A 12,843-nucleotide genomic window follows, 5' to 3' on the forward strand; every position below is an offset into this window, starting at 1 on the left:
GCTCTAAAATATAAAATCAAGGATAAAATTCAGGAAAAAGAAAGTAATCATTCGATTTCCAGATAATTTCTCTTCACAAAATCCAAAGCTGTTTTAAGAATATGCCCCATGGTTTTGCAGCGTTTGAAGCGGATGTCTTTAGTATAAGTCACAAGTTGGTTTCTCAGCATTTTTACATTTTCATCTGAAGACACTCTGTCCTTCATCATGGAACGTATGAGCATTCTAAATCTCTTTTCTGAGGTGATTAAACGCTTGGCGACTTGGGAGCGTTCTTCTTTTCTGTATTGCTCTACAGAAGTGTCCTGAAGTAAATCTGAAACCATTTTGACCATAGGTCGGTTTTCTTTGAAAAAATGAGGCTGATACACTTTTAAATTGCCTTCATAGTTCTGCTGATCAAAATCTATCGCTCTAATCTTATAATCCACATGGTCAAAATCATGAGTAGGAATTACAACGTAGTTATAAGAACGCATATCTCCTAAAAGCCTTAGGGTACAACGCTCGTCGAACTTCACAAATTGCTTGGCAATTTCATTCCTGGCTCTATCTGTGCATTCAGGCAAATGTTCTTTGATAAACACATCGCCGGGAATTCCGGCAATATGCTCTTCTATTAAGGTGTCTTTATAGACTAAGAAATTGATTCGGTTTGGGGAAAGAATATGTTCAAAGTCCAGCCCGTATATTCTGGAGGCATCTGCTTTTTTGACGTAGAAATAGGTAAAGTTGTCGTTGAGGACATTCCTTACTTTAATTCGGAAGGGTTTAGAATTACCAAAAGTGCAGTAGTCTATAGCATCGACATTGAGAAAGTCAAGATGTTCACTACGCCCGTCGGAGTGAAGTATAAGGTAAACGCGTTTTAAGCTATTATCGATTTCTTCCCGCTCAAAATCTGAATAGTAACATCTCACCCAAAGTGTATCCTCGTCATGCCGATCATAAACAACGATTGAACCTGAAAATCTCAATAAATCATCGTATGAAACCGGAATCTTAGTATTCCTGTTATACGTCTGAAGGTATTTATTGAGCTGCTCGCTTATGGTAAACGATGGCTTTTTCCTGGACATGAGTTTCTTTTCCATGCACTCTTTTTTCCAAAGGTAGCAAATTTGCTTGCTTAATATGTAACATCAACTCTTGCTTTCCGTCTTATTAAAAACTCAACCACTTTGAAAACTATTTTAAAACTGAGAGACCTCACCAAAAAATTTGGAAGCTTAACCGCTGTTAATGCCCTTAGCTTCAATATCCAAAAAGGTAATGTTTACGGGATTCTGGGACCCAATGGAAGTGGAAAATCGACCACTTTGGGAATGGTGCTGAATGTCGTCAATCCCACCTCAGGGTCTTTTGAATGGTTTGATGGCAACATGACGACGCACAATGCTTTAAAGAAAGTAGGGGCCATCATCGAAAGTCCTAATTTTTACCCTAGCATGAGTGCTGAAGACAACTTGAAATTGGTTTGCAAGATCAAAGAAGTTGACCCTTCCAAAATAGACCATGTCCTTGACATCGTCAATCTGAAGGACAGAAAAAAAGACCATTTCAAAAGTTATTCATTGGGAATGAAGCAACGTCTTGCTATTGCTTCAGCATTGCTTAATGATCCTGAGATACTGATTTTGGATGAGCCTACCAACGGACTGGACCCTCAGGGAATTCATCAGATTCGGGAAATCATTAAAAGAATAGCCGCAGATGGCATGACCATTTTGCTGGCTTCTCACCTACTCGATGAGGTGGAGAAAGTTTGTTCTCATGTGATCGTTATTAGGAACGGCGTAAAATTGTACGCCGGTCCAGTGGATGAACTCAATGCCACTCATGGTTTTTTTGAATTGAAAAGTGAAGACAAGGAAGCCTTAAAGCAACTTCTGGATGCTCATGAAGCTATTGAAAGTTACGATGAAGAAGAAAATAACCTGATAAAAGCCATCTTATCTCAGCCTTATGAAGCTGAAGCTCTCAATAAGGAATGCTTTGAAAATAATATCTTACTAACGCATCTGGTGAAACGAAAAGAAACTCTGGAAGAACAATTTTTGAAACTCACCAAAAATCAATAAGCTCAACTTATGAAAAGACTTTTTCTTATAGAATTTCACAAGCTTAAAAATAACCGGGCGGCAAAAATACTCAGCCTCATTTACTTTATCCTGTTTAGTGCAATTGCCTTATTTGCCTCTATTCGATTTAATTTTGGATCGATTGACTTCAGGTTGGCAGATCAGGGTATTTTTAACTTCCCCTACATCTGGCACTTCAATGCTTACATCGTTGCCTTTCTGAAGTTATTTTTAGCCGTAGTCATCGTATCCATGGTTTCCAGTGAATATACCAACCGGACTTTAAAACAAAATTTAATCGATGGACTAAGCAAAAAAGAATTCATCTTGTCTAAATTCTACGGAGTACTTGGTTTTGCCATAGCTTCCACAGCATTGCTTTTTATTGTGAGTTTGATTTTAGGACTGATTTTTTCTGATTACGATGAAGTTGGAATTATCTTTTCTGACCTTGAATATATTTTCGCCTATTTCCTAAAATTGATTGGATTTTTCTCGATGTGTTTGTTTTTTGGAATCTTATTAAGGCGTTCTGCTTTTGCTTTAGGCTTTCTGTTTCTGCTTTGGATATTTGAAGGTATTATTCAGTTGTTTGTGAAATTTCAGGCGGAATCTCTGGAGTTTATCATTAACTTTTTACCACTTCAATCCATGGGTAATTTAATTATTGAACCCTTTTCAAGATTAGGAATCATTAAGTCTGCGGCTACTCAATTAAACTCTGAATTTGAAAAATCTTATGACGTAGAATGGTCGGCCATCTTGATCGTCTTGTCCTGGAGTTTTATCTTTATTTTTTCTTCCTGGAAACTTTTACAGAAGCGGGATCTTTAGATTATATTTGAGAAAATTGGATTTTTGAGAACCTTTATTATCTTATTTGTATCTGCAATAAGTCTTTCTGTTTTTGGACAAGGCGAAGCTAACAACTGGTATTTCGGAAATAATGCTGGTATTACGTTCAACACCAATCCACCTTCAGCACTCACCAATGGACAATTAAATACTAACGAAGGTTGTTCTTCGATTTCAGACCCGAATGGGAATCTCTTAATGTACACCGACGGCAGGACGATCTGGGATAAAAATCACAATATTATGCCTAACGCTGATTATTTTGGCGGCACGGGATTAAATGGCGATCCTTCGAGCACCTCTAGCGGATTAATTGTCCCTGACCCAACGAATCCGAATTTGTATTATGTCTTTACCATTGATGAGCCGCATCATGAAAATGCATATGCATACCCTAATCAAGGTCCTGCAGATAGATTTGGTAACTTGGCTTCTATATACACTGATACAGAGCAAGGTGTACCAGAAGCAGATGACGGTTACAATAATGGACTTAATTATTCTATCGTTGACATGAGTCTAAATGGTGGCTTAGGAGACGTAAAAGCAGGTGAGAGAAATAATGAGCTAATAACTTACGACCCATCAGATTCAGAAGAAATAAAATATAAAGCATCAGAAAAAATTACAGCGGTAAGGGGTCGTGATTGTAATTCAGTTTGGGTGATTACCCACTTTAGAGATAAATTTTATGCCTTTTTCATTGATCAAAACGGTATTGATGAAATCCCTGAAATTTCACAGGTTTCACCTTTGATTGAGATATCAAATTATCGTAGAGCGGCTTTAGGCTATTTAAAGGCTTCACCCAACGGAGATAAATTATTAATTGCCCACAATACAACCAATTTTAATCCTATAATTAGTAATCAAGATTCTGGAGAAGGAAATGTATATTTATATGACTTTAATAATTTGACAGGACAAGTCTCTAATCCAATTAAATTAATAGATGATGTCAACGCCTATGGTGTTGAATTTTCCCAAGATGGCACAAAAGCCTTTGCGACTGTTAGCGATACATCAGCCAAAATATACCAATGGAATTTAGAAGCTAGCGACATTCAGAATTCAATTGAAACTATTGCTAATGTTGGTCAATACAATACAGCTTTACAGTTAGGTCCTAACGGTAAAATATATCATTCCATCTTAGGTTCTTCTAGATTAGGAGTAATCAATAATCCAAATGAAATAGGAGCATCTGTAAATTATACACAAAATCAAGTCACGTTGAATGGCAGAAATGCAACGTTTGGACTCCCTCCTTTTATTCAATCCCTGTTTAGTAAGAGAATTCCACTGGTAGAAGCTCCAGGTGATGAGGTTATAGAGCAAGTCGCTTTATGTAATGAGTATGAATTTGAATTAAAATATGAGGATAGTAATAACCCAAATTACACCTACACTTGGTTTGATGAAAATGATAACGTCATAAATGGACAAAACACTAATAGTCTAATTGTTAACGTAAATCCCACTTCGACTCTTTTTCCAATTCAAAAGAACTTTAAACTAGAAGTCGATTTAGATAATGGGGAATGTCCATTGATTGGAGTAGCACAAATCACTTTCAATCAAAGTCCGATCTACAGTGATGACGAACTATTGACCTGTAGAATCCCGGGAGAAGATGCCATTTACGATTTAACTGAAATTCGTTCGGTATTAAGCAATCAAGCCGGTGTAAACCCAAACCAAATAGAAGTCGAAGTGTTTAAGAATACTACTGATGCAGTCAATGGAAATAATCCAATTCCTGTGACTTCAAGCTTTGTAAACGCTGAAGATTTGTCTTCTCTTTTCGTTAAAATCACAAGCTTTGGAGTATGTGAGGATTACAAGGAATTTGCACTTATTGCAGAAGATTTAGCCAACATCGATGAAAGTGATGAAATTTTAATCTATTGCCTGGAAGATTTTCCTAATAAAATTACACTTAATCCTTTAAATAGCAGCCAGGATCCTTCACGCTTTGAATTTGAATGGTCCACCGGTGAAACAACTCCTACGATTTCAGTTAACTCTGAAGATAACTATTTTGTAGATGTCAACATCAAAGGAACCAACTGCTTTTCCAGAAAAACTTTCATTATAACTGAATCCAAAATCGCTGACTTTGACTATACAGTTGAAAGACTTGGGGATCTCAGCAACCTAGAAATTAGTATTGATCCCTCAAGCCTTGGTGATTACGAATTTGCGATTAACGACACTACTAACTTTCAGAATTCCAATGTATTTGAAAATATTAATCCAGGGATTTATACCGTATATGTAAGAGATAAACTGGGCTGTGGCATTTCAGAAAAAACAATAGGTGTTCTTGGAATTATGAAGTTTTTTACTCCCAATGGGGATGGCATTAATGACCTTTGGGAAATAAGCGGATTACTGGATACTACTACTGAAGATATTTCAATCCAGGTTTATGACAGGTACGGTAAGCTTTTAAGTTCGTTTACAAATGCTGATCCAGGTTGGGATGGAACTTACAATGGTAAAGATTTACCTTCTAATGATTATTGGTATAGAATTCGCTTAACAGATGGGACGGTTGAAACTGGAAGTTTCACCTTAAAACGATAAGCAAACCATAAAAACTTAACCCAATGAAGCTCGTATTTAGTATCACCATCTTATTATTTACATTCCTTAATGTACAATCTCAGCAAAAAAACTTTATTGATCAGCCTTATATAGAAGTCAAAGCTAGTGCTGACACCCTTGTCTCACCCGACAGAATTTATTTAGACATTACCATTTCTGAAGAGGATACCAAAGGCAGATCAAGTGTAGAAGAATTGGAGCAAAAAATGATTTCAGAACTTAAAAAATTATCTATAGATCTAGAAGAGCAACTGTTTGTAGCAGATGCCAGCAGTAATTTCAAATCCTACTTTCTTTCTGGTCAAAAAGTCTTGAAAACTAAACAGTACAATTTACTCGTATACAAAGCTTCAACACTTGGGGATGTTATTAAAAGTCTGCAAGACATAGGCATAGCGAATGTGAATCTAGGGAAAACCGATCATTCCAAAATGGAGGAGTTTAAGACGCAAATGAAAGCAAAGGCTGTAACAAAAGCGAAACAGAGTGCGGAAGCAATGACCAATGCAATTGATCAAAGGCTTGGCAGAGCTATTTTTATATCCGAAACCAATTCATTTGCCTATGCTTTACAAGGCAAAGCCTCTGGAATGCAAATAAGAGGAATGTCTTCAATGGATGAAGAATCTTCTCCAAACTTATCGTTCGATCAGTTTGAAATCAATAGCGAAGTCTTGGTTAGATTTATTTTAGAGTAAAAGCAACCTTTACTGGATACCTCCATCTCATTTATAAACTAATCATGAAAAACTTCATTTTACTTATGGTGAGCTTTGTTCTTTTCTCATGTTCAAATGAAGATGACATGCTTGTTAATTCTGATCTCAAATTAGTGAAAGAAGGTGTATTTAGTTCTGAAAATGAAAACTTAGCCGAACAAAATTGGCTTATCAGTAGTCAATCTGAATTTGAATCGACATTCTCAGAAGAACCAGAATTTTTAAATTTATTTCAGGACAATCCCTTTGATTTTGAAACTCATATAATGCTGATTTCTACTGATGAAATTAGAACATCAGGCGGTTATTCCGTTAATATTCAATTTGATGGCGAAACTCAAAACGAAGTTTTTTTCAAAATCCAGTACAATTCTCCAGAGGATGGACTTGTAACGCTCCCAGTCTATATTCCTTATCAGGCTAAGAAATACCCAGTGACCGATAAGACTATACAATTTAGAAATTGAAATCCATTAAAAATAAAACTGGATATGTTGGCGATATAATTGAAAAATTCCTCTTGCCATTTTTTCTCCTGAATTCTATACGTGTGAAATTAATGCCAAAGGAAACACTTTGACTTTGCATTAACTCTTAAGCAAGGTATCTTCGCATTCGAACTATCTGAATGTGAGTACCAGTATCTAAAATAAATACATGAAATTCAATTTAAAGTCAGACTTTAAACCTACAGGAGACCAGCCACAAGCTATCGACAAACTGGTACAGGGCGTCAATAACAATGATCGTTACCAAACCTTATTGGGAGTAACGGGATCTGGTAAAACCTTTACCATGGCTAATGTTGTGGAAAGTGTTCAAAAACCAACCTTGGTTTTGGCGCATAACAAAACACTTGCTGCACAGTTATATTCAGAATTCAAAGCCTTTTTTCCTGAAAATGCTATTGAATATTTTGTATCGTATTACGATTATTACCAACCTGAAGCTTTTATTCCATCAAGCGGAACTTATATTGAAAAGGATTTGTCCATCAATGATGAGATCGAAAAATTAAGATTAAGCACAACATCTTCTTTACTTTCAGGCCGGCGCGATGTGTTGGTTGTGGCTTCAGTTAGTTGCCTTTACGGTATAGGAAATCCAGTTGAATTTCAAAAAAATGTGATCCAAGTTGAAGTGGATCAACACATCCCGAGAACTAAATTACTTCAGCGTTTGGTTCAAAGTTTATATTCAAGAACCGAGGTGCAGTTCAACCGCGGTAATTTCAGAATAAAAGGGGACACCTTGGATATTTTTCCAGGCTATGCCGATCATGCTTACCGTATTCACTTTTTTGGAGATGACATAGAAGAAATCGAAGCCTTTGATGTAGAGACCAACGAAATCATGGCCAAATACGATAAGCTAAACATCTATCCAGCCAATATTTTCGTGACGTCACCTGATGTGTTGAACTCTGCTATTGATCAAATCGCTATTGATCTTGGGAAACAAATCGAATACTTTAAAGAGATTGGCAAACCTTTGGAAGCCAAACGTATTGAAGAGCGCACCAATTTTGATCTGGAAATGATCAAGGAACTAGGCTATTGCTCAGGAATTGAGAATTATTCAAGATATCTTGACGGCAGACAGCCAGGCACCAGACCTTTCTGTTTACTCGATTATTTTCCAGATGATTATTTAATGATTGTGGATGAAAGTCACGTGACTATTCCGCAGGTAGGCGCCATGTACGGAGGAGATCGTTCCAGGAAGGAAAACCTGGTCGATTATGGGTTTAGATTGCCCGCGGCCATGGACAACCGGCCTTTACGTTTGGAAGAATATGAAGCCTTGCAAAATCAAGTCGTGTATGTGAGTGCCACTCCGGCGGATTATGAGCTTCAGAAATGCGATGGGGTTTATGTGGAGCAAGTGATACGACCAACAGGTTTGTTGGATCCAGTAATTGAAGTTCGTCCTAGTCAAAATCAAATTGATGACTTGATTGAGGAAATCAACATACGGGTCGAAAAGGATCAACGTATTTTGGTGACTACTCTGACTAAACGTATGGCTGAGGAACTCACTAAATACTTAACACGAGTCAAAATCAGAACCCGTTATATTCACAGTGATATCGACACATTGGAGCGTGTGGAAATCATGTCTGATTTACGAAAAGGCGTCTTTGATGTTCTTGTAGGGGTGAATTTATTGAGAGAAGGCCTGGATTTACCCGAAGTTTCTCTAGTGGCTATACTTGATGCGGATAAAGAAGGGTTTTTAAGGAGTAATCGGACGCTTACACAAACTATTGGTAGAGCTGCACGACACCTAGAAGGTAGGGCAATTTTGTATGCTGATAAAATTACTGATAGTATGCAAAAAACCATCGATCAAACTGAATACAGAAGATCCAAACAAATCGAATACAACACCAAACACAACATTACTCCACAAGCGCTTAAAAAAGCTCATAACTCAGCTTTAAGTGGTAAAAAGGAAAAACCATATGAAGTTGTTGAAACACCTACACTGCAAGCCGCTGAAGAAGCAGCCGAAAATTATAATGAAGCTGACTTGAAGAAAAGGATGACCTTGGTAAGGAAATCCATGGAGAAAGCAGCAAAAGACCTTGACTTTATGGAAGCAGCACGTTTCAGAGATGAATTAAAAATGCTTCAGGATAAGTTAGAAAAAGAAAAGGCGTCTTAGTTTTAATTTGAACTGCAATTTATTTCACATTCAGTTTCCTAATAAAATGATCACAATCAAAAACTTGGTTATTAAAAAATAAGAATTTGCCTTTGCTATATACTTAGCGCTAAAATTATAATTAGACAATTTTTATTTCTTACTCATTGAAAATTTTGTCTTGCACATGAAATCCCAAACACAAACTCCAGCGGTTACTGAAATATTCAGAGAGTGTTTAGTTCCAAGTTGTGGGATTTCCAAGACTGCATCGGAAGCATCGACAACACTTTGTTGCACTCCTTTCACCTCATTTCCAAATACAAACGCGTAAGTTGTGTCCTTTTTGGGTTTGAATTCATTCAAAGAAACAGAATTTTCTGCCTGCTCAATCGACATCACTTGAACATGTACAGCTTTCAGTTCTTCAACCAATTCTAGAGTACTTTCAGCATAAGACCAATCTACAGTTTGAGTCGCACCGAGAGCTGTTTTTTGAATGTCTTTATGGGGTGGGGATGCAGTAATTCCGCAGAGGTATATCTTCTTAATCAAGAATGCATCGGCCGTTCTAAACACAGAACCGATATTGTTGAGACTTCGGATATTATCCAAGATTAGGATCAGAGGAGTTTTTTCTGAAGTTTTAAACTCTACATCTGTCTTTCGTATCAGTTCGCTATTTTTTAGTTTTCTAGGCATAACATTTTTTAAAACAAAAAACCCTTTGATTTCTCAAAGGGTTTGGTACTCGGAGCGGGACTTGAACCCGCACGACCGCAATGGTCATTGGATTTTAAGTCCAACGTGTCTACCAATTCCACCATCCGAGCAGAAAGAGCGAAAGACGGGATTTGAACCCGCGACCCTCACCTTGGCAAGGTGATGCTCTACCCCTGAGCTACTTTCGCGTAGGTTATTGCGAGTGCAAATTTAATATATTAATTGATTTGTCAAAACCTTTTCGATAAAATATAGAGAAAATTACTTCTTAGGCTTTGGAGACAATAAACGTTTGATTTCATTGAGCTTCATCAAAGCTTCTACCGGAGTTAAAGTATCAATATCTAGCCTTAAAATTTCATCCTTAATTTGCTCAAGCAGAGGATCATCCATATTATAAAAACTCAATTGAGGCTCAGGTTGTACTGCTTTCCTGATGGATGCAGAATCATCGTCGGTGTCTCTTAACGACTCTAATTTTTTTAAAACAGTGTTAGCTTTTTGAATCACATACTGAGGCATACCAGCCATTTTAGCGACATGTATTCCAAAACTATGCTCACTTCCGCCTGGAACCAGCTTTCTTTGAAACAATACTTTATCTTTGAGTTCTTTGACGGATACATTGAAATTCTTGATTCGCTCAAATTGTTTGGACATCTCATTGAGTTCGTGGTAATGCGTCGCAAATAAGGTTTTGGCCTTACTGGGATGTTCATGTAGAAATTCTGCTATCGCCCAGGCGATCGAAATCCCGTCATAAGTACTGGTGCCACGTCCTATTTCGTCTAAAAGAACCAAACTTCTACTGGAAAGATTATTCAAAATACTCGCAGATTCATTCATCTCTACCATAAAAGTAGATTCTCCCATAGAAATATTGTCACTTGCACCTACTCTGGTAAATATTTTATCTACTAAACCTATCTCTGCTGAAGTTGCCGGAACAAAGCTACCCATCTGAGCTAATAGAACAATAAGTGCAGTTTGTCTTAATAGCGCGGATTTACCACTCATGTTAGGACCAGTAATCATAATAATCTGATTGGTTTCCTGACCTAGAAAAAGGTCATTGCTAATGTACTCTTCTTCAGCTTTTAGCTGCATTTCAATAACCGGGTGCCTGCCTTCTGTTATTGATAGATTGTAGTCTTCATTTATATTTGGTTTTGCATAGTTATGCTCTAAAGCCAGTTGGGCAAAACCCGATAGGCAATCTAGCTGTGCAATTTGAAATGCATTCTGTTGAATGACTTTAATATAATCCTGGGTCCAAATGACAAGTTCCTGAAAAAGCTTTTGTTCTAAAGTTGAAATCTTTTCCTCTGCAGATAAAATCTTTTCTTCATAGATTTTTAGTTCTTCAGTGATATAGCGCTCTGCATTTACCAGGGTTTGTTTTCTGGTCCACTCAGCTGGAACTTTATCTTTATGAGTATGTCTGACCTCAAAATAATAACCGTAAACATTGTTACTCCCTATCTTTAGGCTAGGAATTCCGGTACTTTTTGATTCAAAATCGAGCATTTCATTCAGATAATCATGCCCAGAAAAAGCAATCTTTCGGTATTCATCTAGCTCATCAGAGTATCCAGATTTAATCGTATTTCCTTTCAAAATATTGACCGGAGGCTCATCAGAGATCGAGGAATTAATTTTATTTATTAAAACTTCACAAGGGTTTAAATGATCTGCAATTGCTACTAAGGATTCATAATTTGAATTGGACAAAGTTTCTTTACATCTGTCTATGATATCAAGCGATTTCTTTAATTGTAAAATTTCACGTGGATTAATTTTTTGAGTTGCTACTTTGGATACTAGACGCTCTAAATCATTAATTTCTTTGAGATAAGATCTTATTTCGTTTTGAAGATTAGGATTGGACTTTAGGTAACTAACAGTTTCAAGACGTTGATTGATTTTGAATTGATTTTTAAGGGGAAAAGCTAACCATCGTTTCAACAGCCTACTTCCCATTGCTGAAACTGTCTTATCTATAATATCGATAAGTGATACTCCTTCTGAAGATGTAGATTGATAAAGTTCAAGGTTTCTTATGGTAAACTTGTCCATCCAGACATAATCTTCCTTGGGGATTCGAGATAAATTATTGATATGCTGAAGCTGTGAATGATTGGTTTCTGACAAATAATGAAGAATTGCTCCTGAAGCAATTAATCCTTCAATATAATCCTGGATTCCAAAACCTTTGACCGAAGTTGTTTTGAAATGAGAATTAATCAAGTTATTTGAAAAATCAAATTTATATACCCAATCTTCCAAATAAAAATAGGGCAACTGATTTCCTAATTGCTCAGCTAAAAGTGTCTTTTGCTTTTTCGAAATTAAGACTTCACTTGGAGAAAAGTTTTGAATCAGTTTATCAACATCTTCTAGGTTACCCTCAGAAACGAGAAACTCTCCAGTTGAAACATCTAAAAAGGAAATGCCAAAGTTATTCTTTGAGCCTATAAAGATGGAACATAGAAAATTATTGTCATTACGCGATAACACGTCGTCATTGAAGGAAACACCAGGAGTGATCAACTCAGTCACGCCTCGCTTGACAATAGTCTTTGTTTGCTTTGGGTCTTCAAGTTGATCACAGATAGCTACTCTTAAGCCAGCTTTGACAAGTTTTGGGAGATAAGTATTGAGAGAATGATGAGGGAACCCGGCAAGTTCTGAGCGTTCTCCACCATTATTTCGATTGGTAAGAATGATATTCAAGATTCGGGATGCAGTTACGGCATCTTCACCAAAGGTTTCATAGAAATCTCCAACTCTAAACAATAACATCGCATCAGGATATTTCTCCTTAATGGTATTGTATTGTTTCATTAATGGAGTTGTCTTTGGAGATCTGGATTTGGCCACAATTTTTTAAGCTAAAATACTAAATTGAATAAGAAAACCAGCTTACTTGAATAAACTCGTTAAAATTAATGAAGCATTCGTCTAAAGGATTTCAAAAATCATTATTAGATAAAAACATCCCATATATAAGCAACTTGAGATATAAAGCTTCAATTGCTTATAAAGGTTGAATGATGCTTATTGTCTATAAGTTCGAGAAGTATATAAACTAAAAAACCCTTCATTACGTTTGTAATGAAGGGTTTTAAAATAAGGAAGGCGGCGACCTACTCTTCCACGGTATGTAGTACCATCGGCGCTAACGGGCTTAACTGCTCTGTTCGGAATGG

9 protein-coding genes, 2 tRNA genes and 1 rRNA gene are annotated in these 12,843 nt (G+C 36.7%); 6 read left to right on the forward strand and 6 right to left on the reverse strand.

Annotated features, from left to right (window positions below; translation table 11 throughout):
* Nucleotides 1–47: 47 nt before the first annotated feature.
* Nucleotides 48–1,094, reverse strand: coding sequence for a hypothetical protein (locus LB452_RS11150; RefSeq protein WP_224461814.1), 1,047 nt, complete (start codon nucleotides 1,092–1,094; stop codon nucleotides 48–50).
* An 87-nt stretch (nucleotides 1,095–1,181) separates the two neighbouring features.
* Between LB452_RS11150 and LB452_RS11155 the strand changes: the two genes are divergently transcribed.
* From LB452_RS11155 to uvrB, 6 genes are all read left to right on the forward strand, one after another.
* Nucleotides 1,182–2,081: an ABC transporter ATP-binding protein gene (locus LB452_RS11155; RefSeq protein WP_224461815.1), complete on the forward strand. Its 900-nt coding sequence runs from the start codon at nucleotides 1,182–1,184 to the stop codon at nucleotides 2,079–2,081.
* 9 nt (nucleotides 2,082–2,090) lie between these two features.
* Nucleotides 2,091–2,915, forward strand: coding sequence for an ABC transporter permease (locus LB452_RS11160; protein ID WP_224461816.1), 825 nt, complete (start codon nucleotides 2,091–2,093; stop codon nucleotides 2,913–2,915).
* A 24-nt stretch (nucleotides 2,916–2,939) separates the two neighbouring features.
* A complete protein-coding gene (locus LB452_RS11165; protein WP_224461817.1) occupies nucleotides 2,940–5,525 on the forward strand; it encodes a T9SS type B sorting domain-containing protein in 2,586 nt (861 codons plus the stop codon).
* Nucleotides 5,526–5,548: 23 nt separating this feature from the next.
* Nucleotides 5,549–6,244 carry an SIMPL domain-containing protein gene (locus tag LB452_RS11170; protein ID WP_224461818.1) on the forward strand — a complete coding sequence of 232 codons (696 nt, stop codon included), beginning with the start codon at nucleotides 5,549–5,551 and terminating at the stop codon, nucleotides 6,242–6,244.
* 44 nt (nucleotides 6,245–6,288) lie between these two features.
* On the forward strand, nucleotides 6,289–6,732 hold the full coding sequence (locus LB452_RS11175) for a PrcB protein (RefSeq protein ID WP_224461819.1): 444 nt from the start codon (nucleotides 6,289–6,291) through the stop codon (nucleotides 6,730–6,732).
* Nucleotides 6,733–6,922: 190 nt separating this feature from the next.
* A complete protein-coding gene (uvrB, locus tag LB452_RS11180) occupies nucleotides 6,923–8,932 on the forward strand; it encodes an excinuclease ABC subunit UvrB (RefSeq protein WP_224461820.1) in 2,010 nt (669 codons plus the stop codon).
* Between the two features lie 132 nt (nucleotides 8,933–9,064).
* On the opposite strand, the gene LB452_RS11185 is transcribed toward uvrB, so the two are convergent.
* The 5 genes from LB452_RS11185 to rrf form a co-directional block, all read right to left on the reverse strand.
* Entirely contained in the window at nucleotides 9,065–9,613 is a 549-nt protein-coding gene (locus tag LB452_RS11185) for an RNA methyltransferase (protein WP_224461821.1), read from the reverse strand.
* A gap of 43 nt (nucleotides 9,614–9,656) precedes the next feature.
* Nucleotides 9,657–9,744, reverse strand: a tRNA-Leu gene (locus LB452_RS11190).
* Nucleotides 9,745–9,750: 6 nt separating this feature from the next.
* Nucleotides 9,751–9,822, reverse strand: a tRNA-Gly gene (locus LB452_RS11195).
* 73 nt (nucleotides 9,823–9,895) lie between these two features.
* Nucleotides 9,896–12,514, reverse strand: a complete 2,619-nt coding sequence (gene mutS, locus LB452_RS11200; RefSeq protein ID WP_224461822.1) for a DNA mismatch repair protein MutS — start codon at nucleotides 12,512–12,514, stop codon at nucleotides 9,896–9,898.
* Between the two features lie 253 nt (nucleotides 12,515–12,767).
* Nucleotides 12,768–12,843: ribosomal RNA gene (gene rrf / locus LB452_RS13725) — 5S ribosomal RNA — on the reverse strand; the annotation flags it as partial.

The organism is Psychroflexus longus (assembly GCF_020164595.1).
Lineage (GTDB): Bacteria > Bacteroidota > Bacteroidia > Flavobacteriales > Flavobacteriaceae > Psychroflexus > Psychroflexus longus.

Bases quoted from the DNA above. Each gene is read 5' to 3' on its own strand.
- LB452_RS11150 (WP_224461814.1), bottom strand. From the start codon at position 1,094: ATGGAAAAGAAACTCATGTCCAGGAAAAAGCCATCGTTTACCATAAGC.
- LB452_RS11160 (WP_224461816.1), top strand. From the start codon at position 2,091: ATGAAAAGACTTTTTCTTATAGAATTTCACAAGCTTAAAAATAACCGG.
- LB452_RS11170 (WP_224461818.1), top strand. From the start codon at position 5,549: ATGAAGCTCGTATTTAGTATCACCATCTTATTATTTACATTCCTTAAT.
- LB452_RS11175 (WP_224461819.1), top strand. From the start codon at position 6,289: ATGAAAAACTTCATTTTACTTATGGTGAGCTTTGTTCTTTTCTCATGT.
- uvrB (WP_224461820.1), top strand. From the start codon at position 6,923: ATGAAATTCAATTTAAAGTCAGACTTTAAACCTACAGGAGACCAGCCA.
- LB452_RS11185 (WP_224461821.1), bottom strand. From the start codon at position 9,613: ATGCCTAGAAAACTAAAAAATAGCGAACTGATACGAAAGACAGATGTA.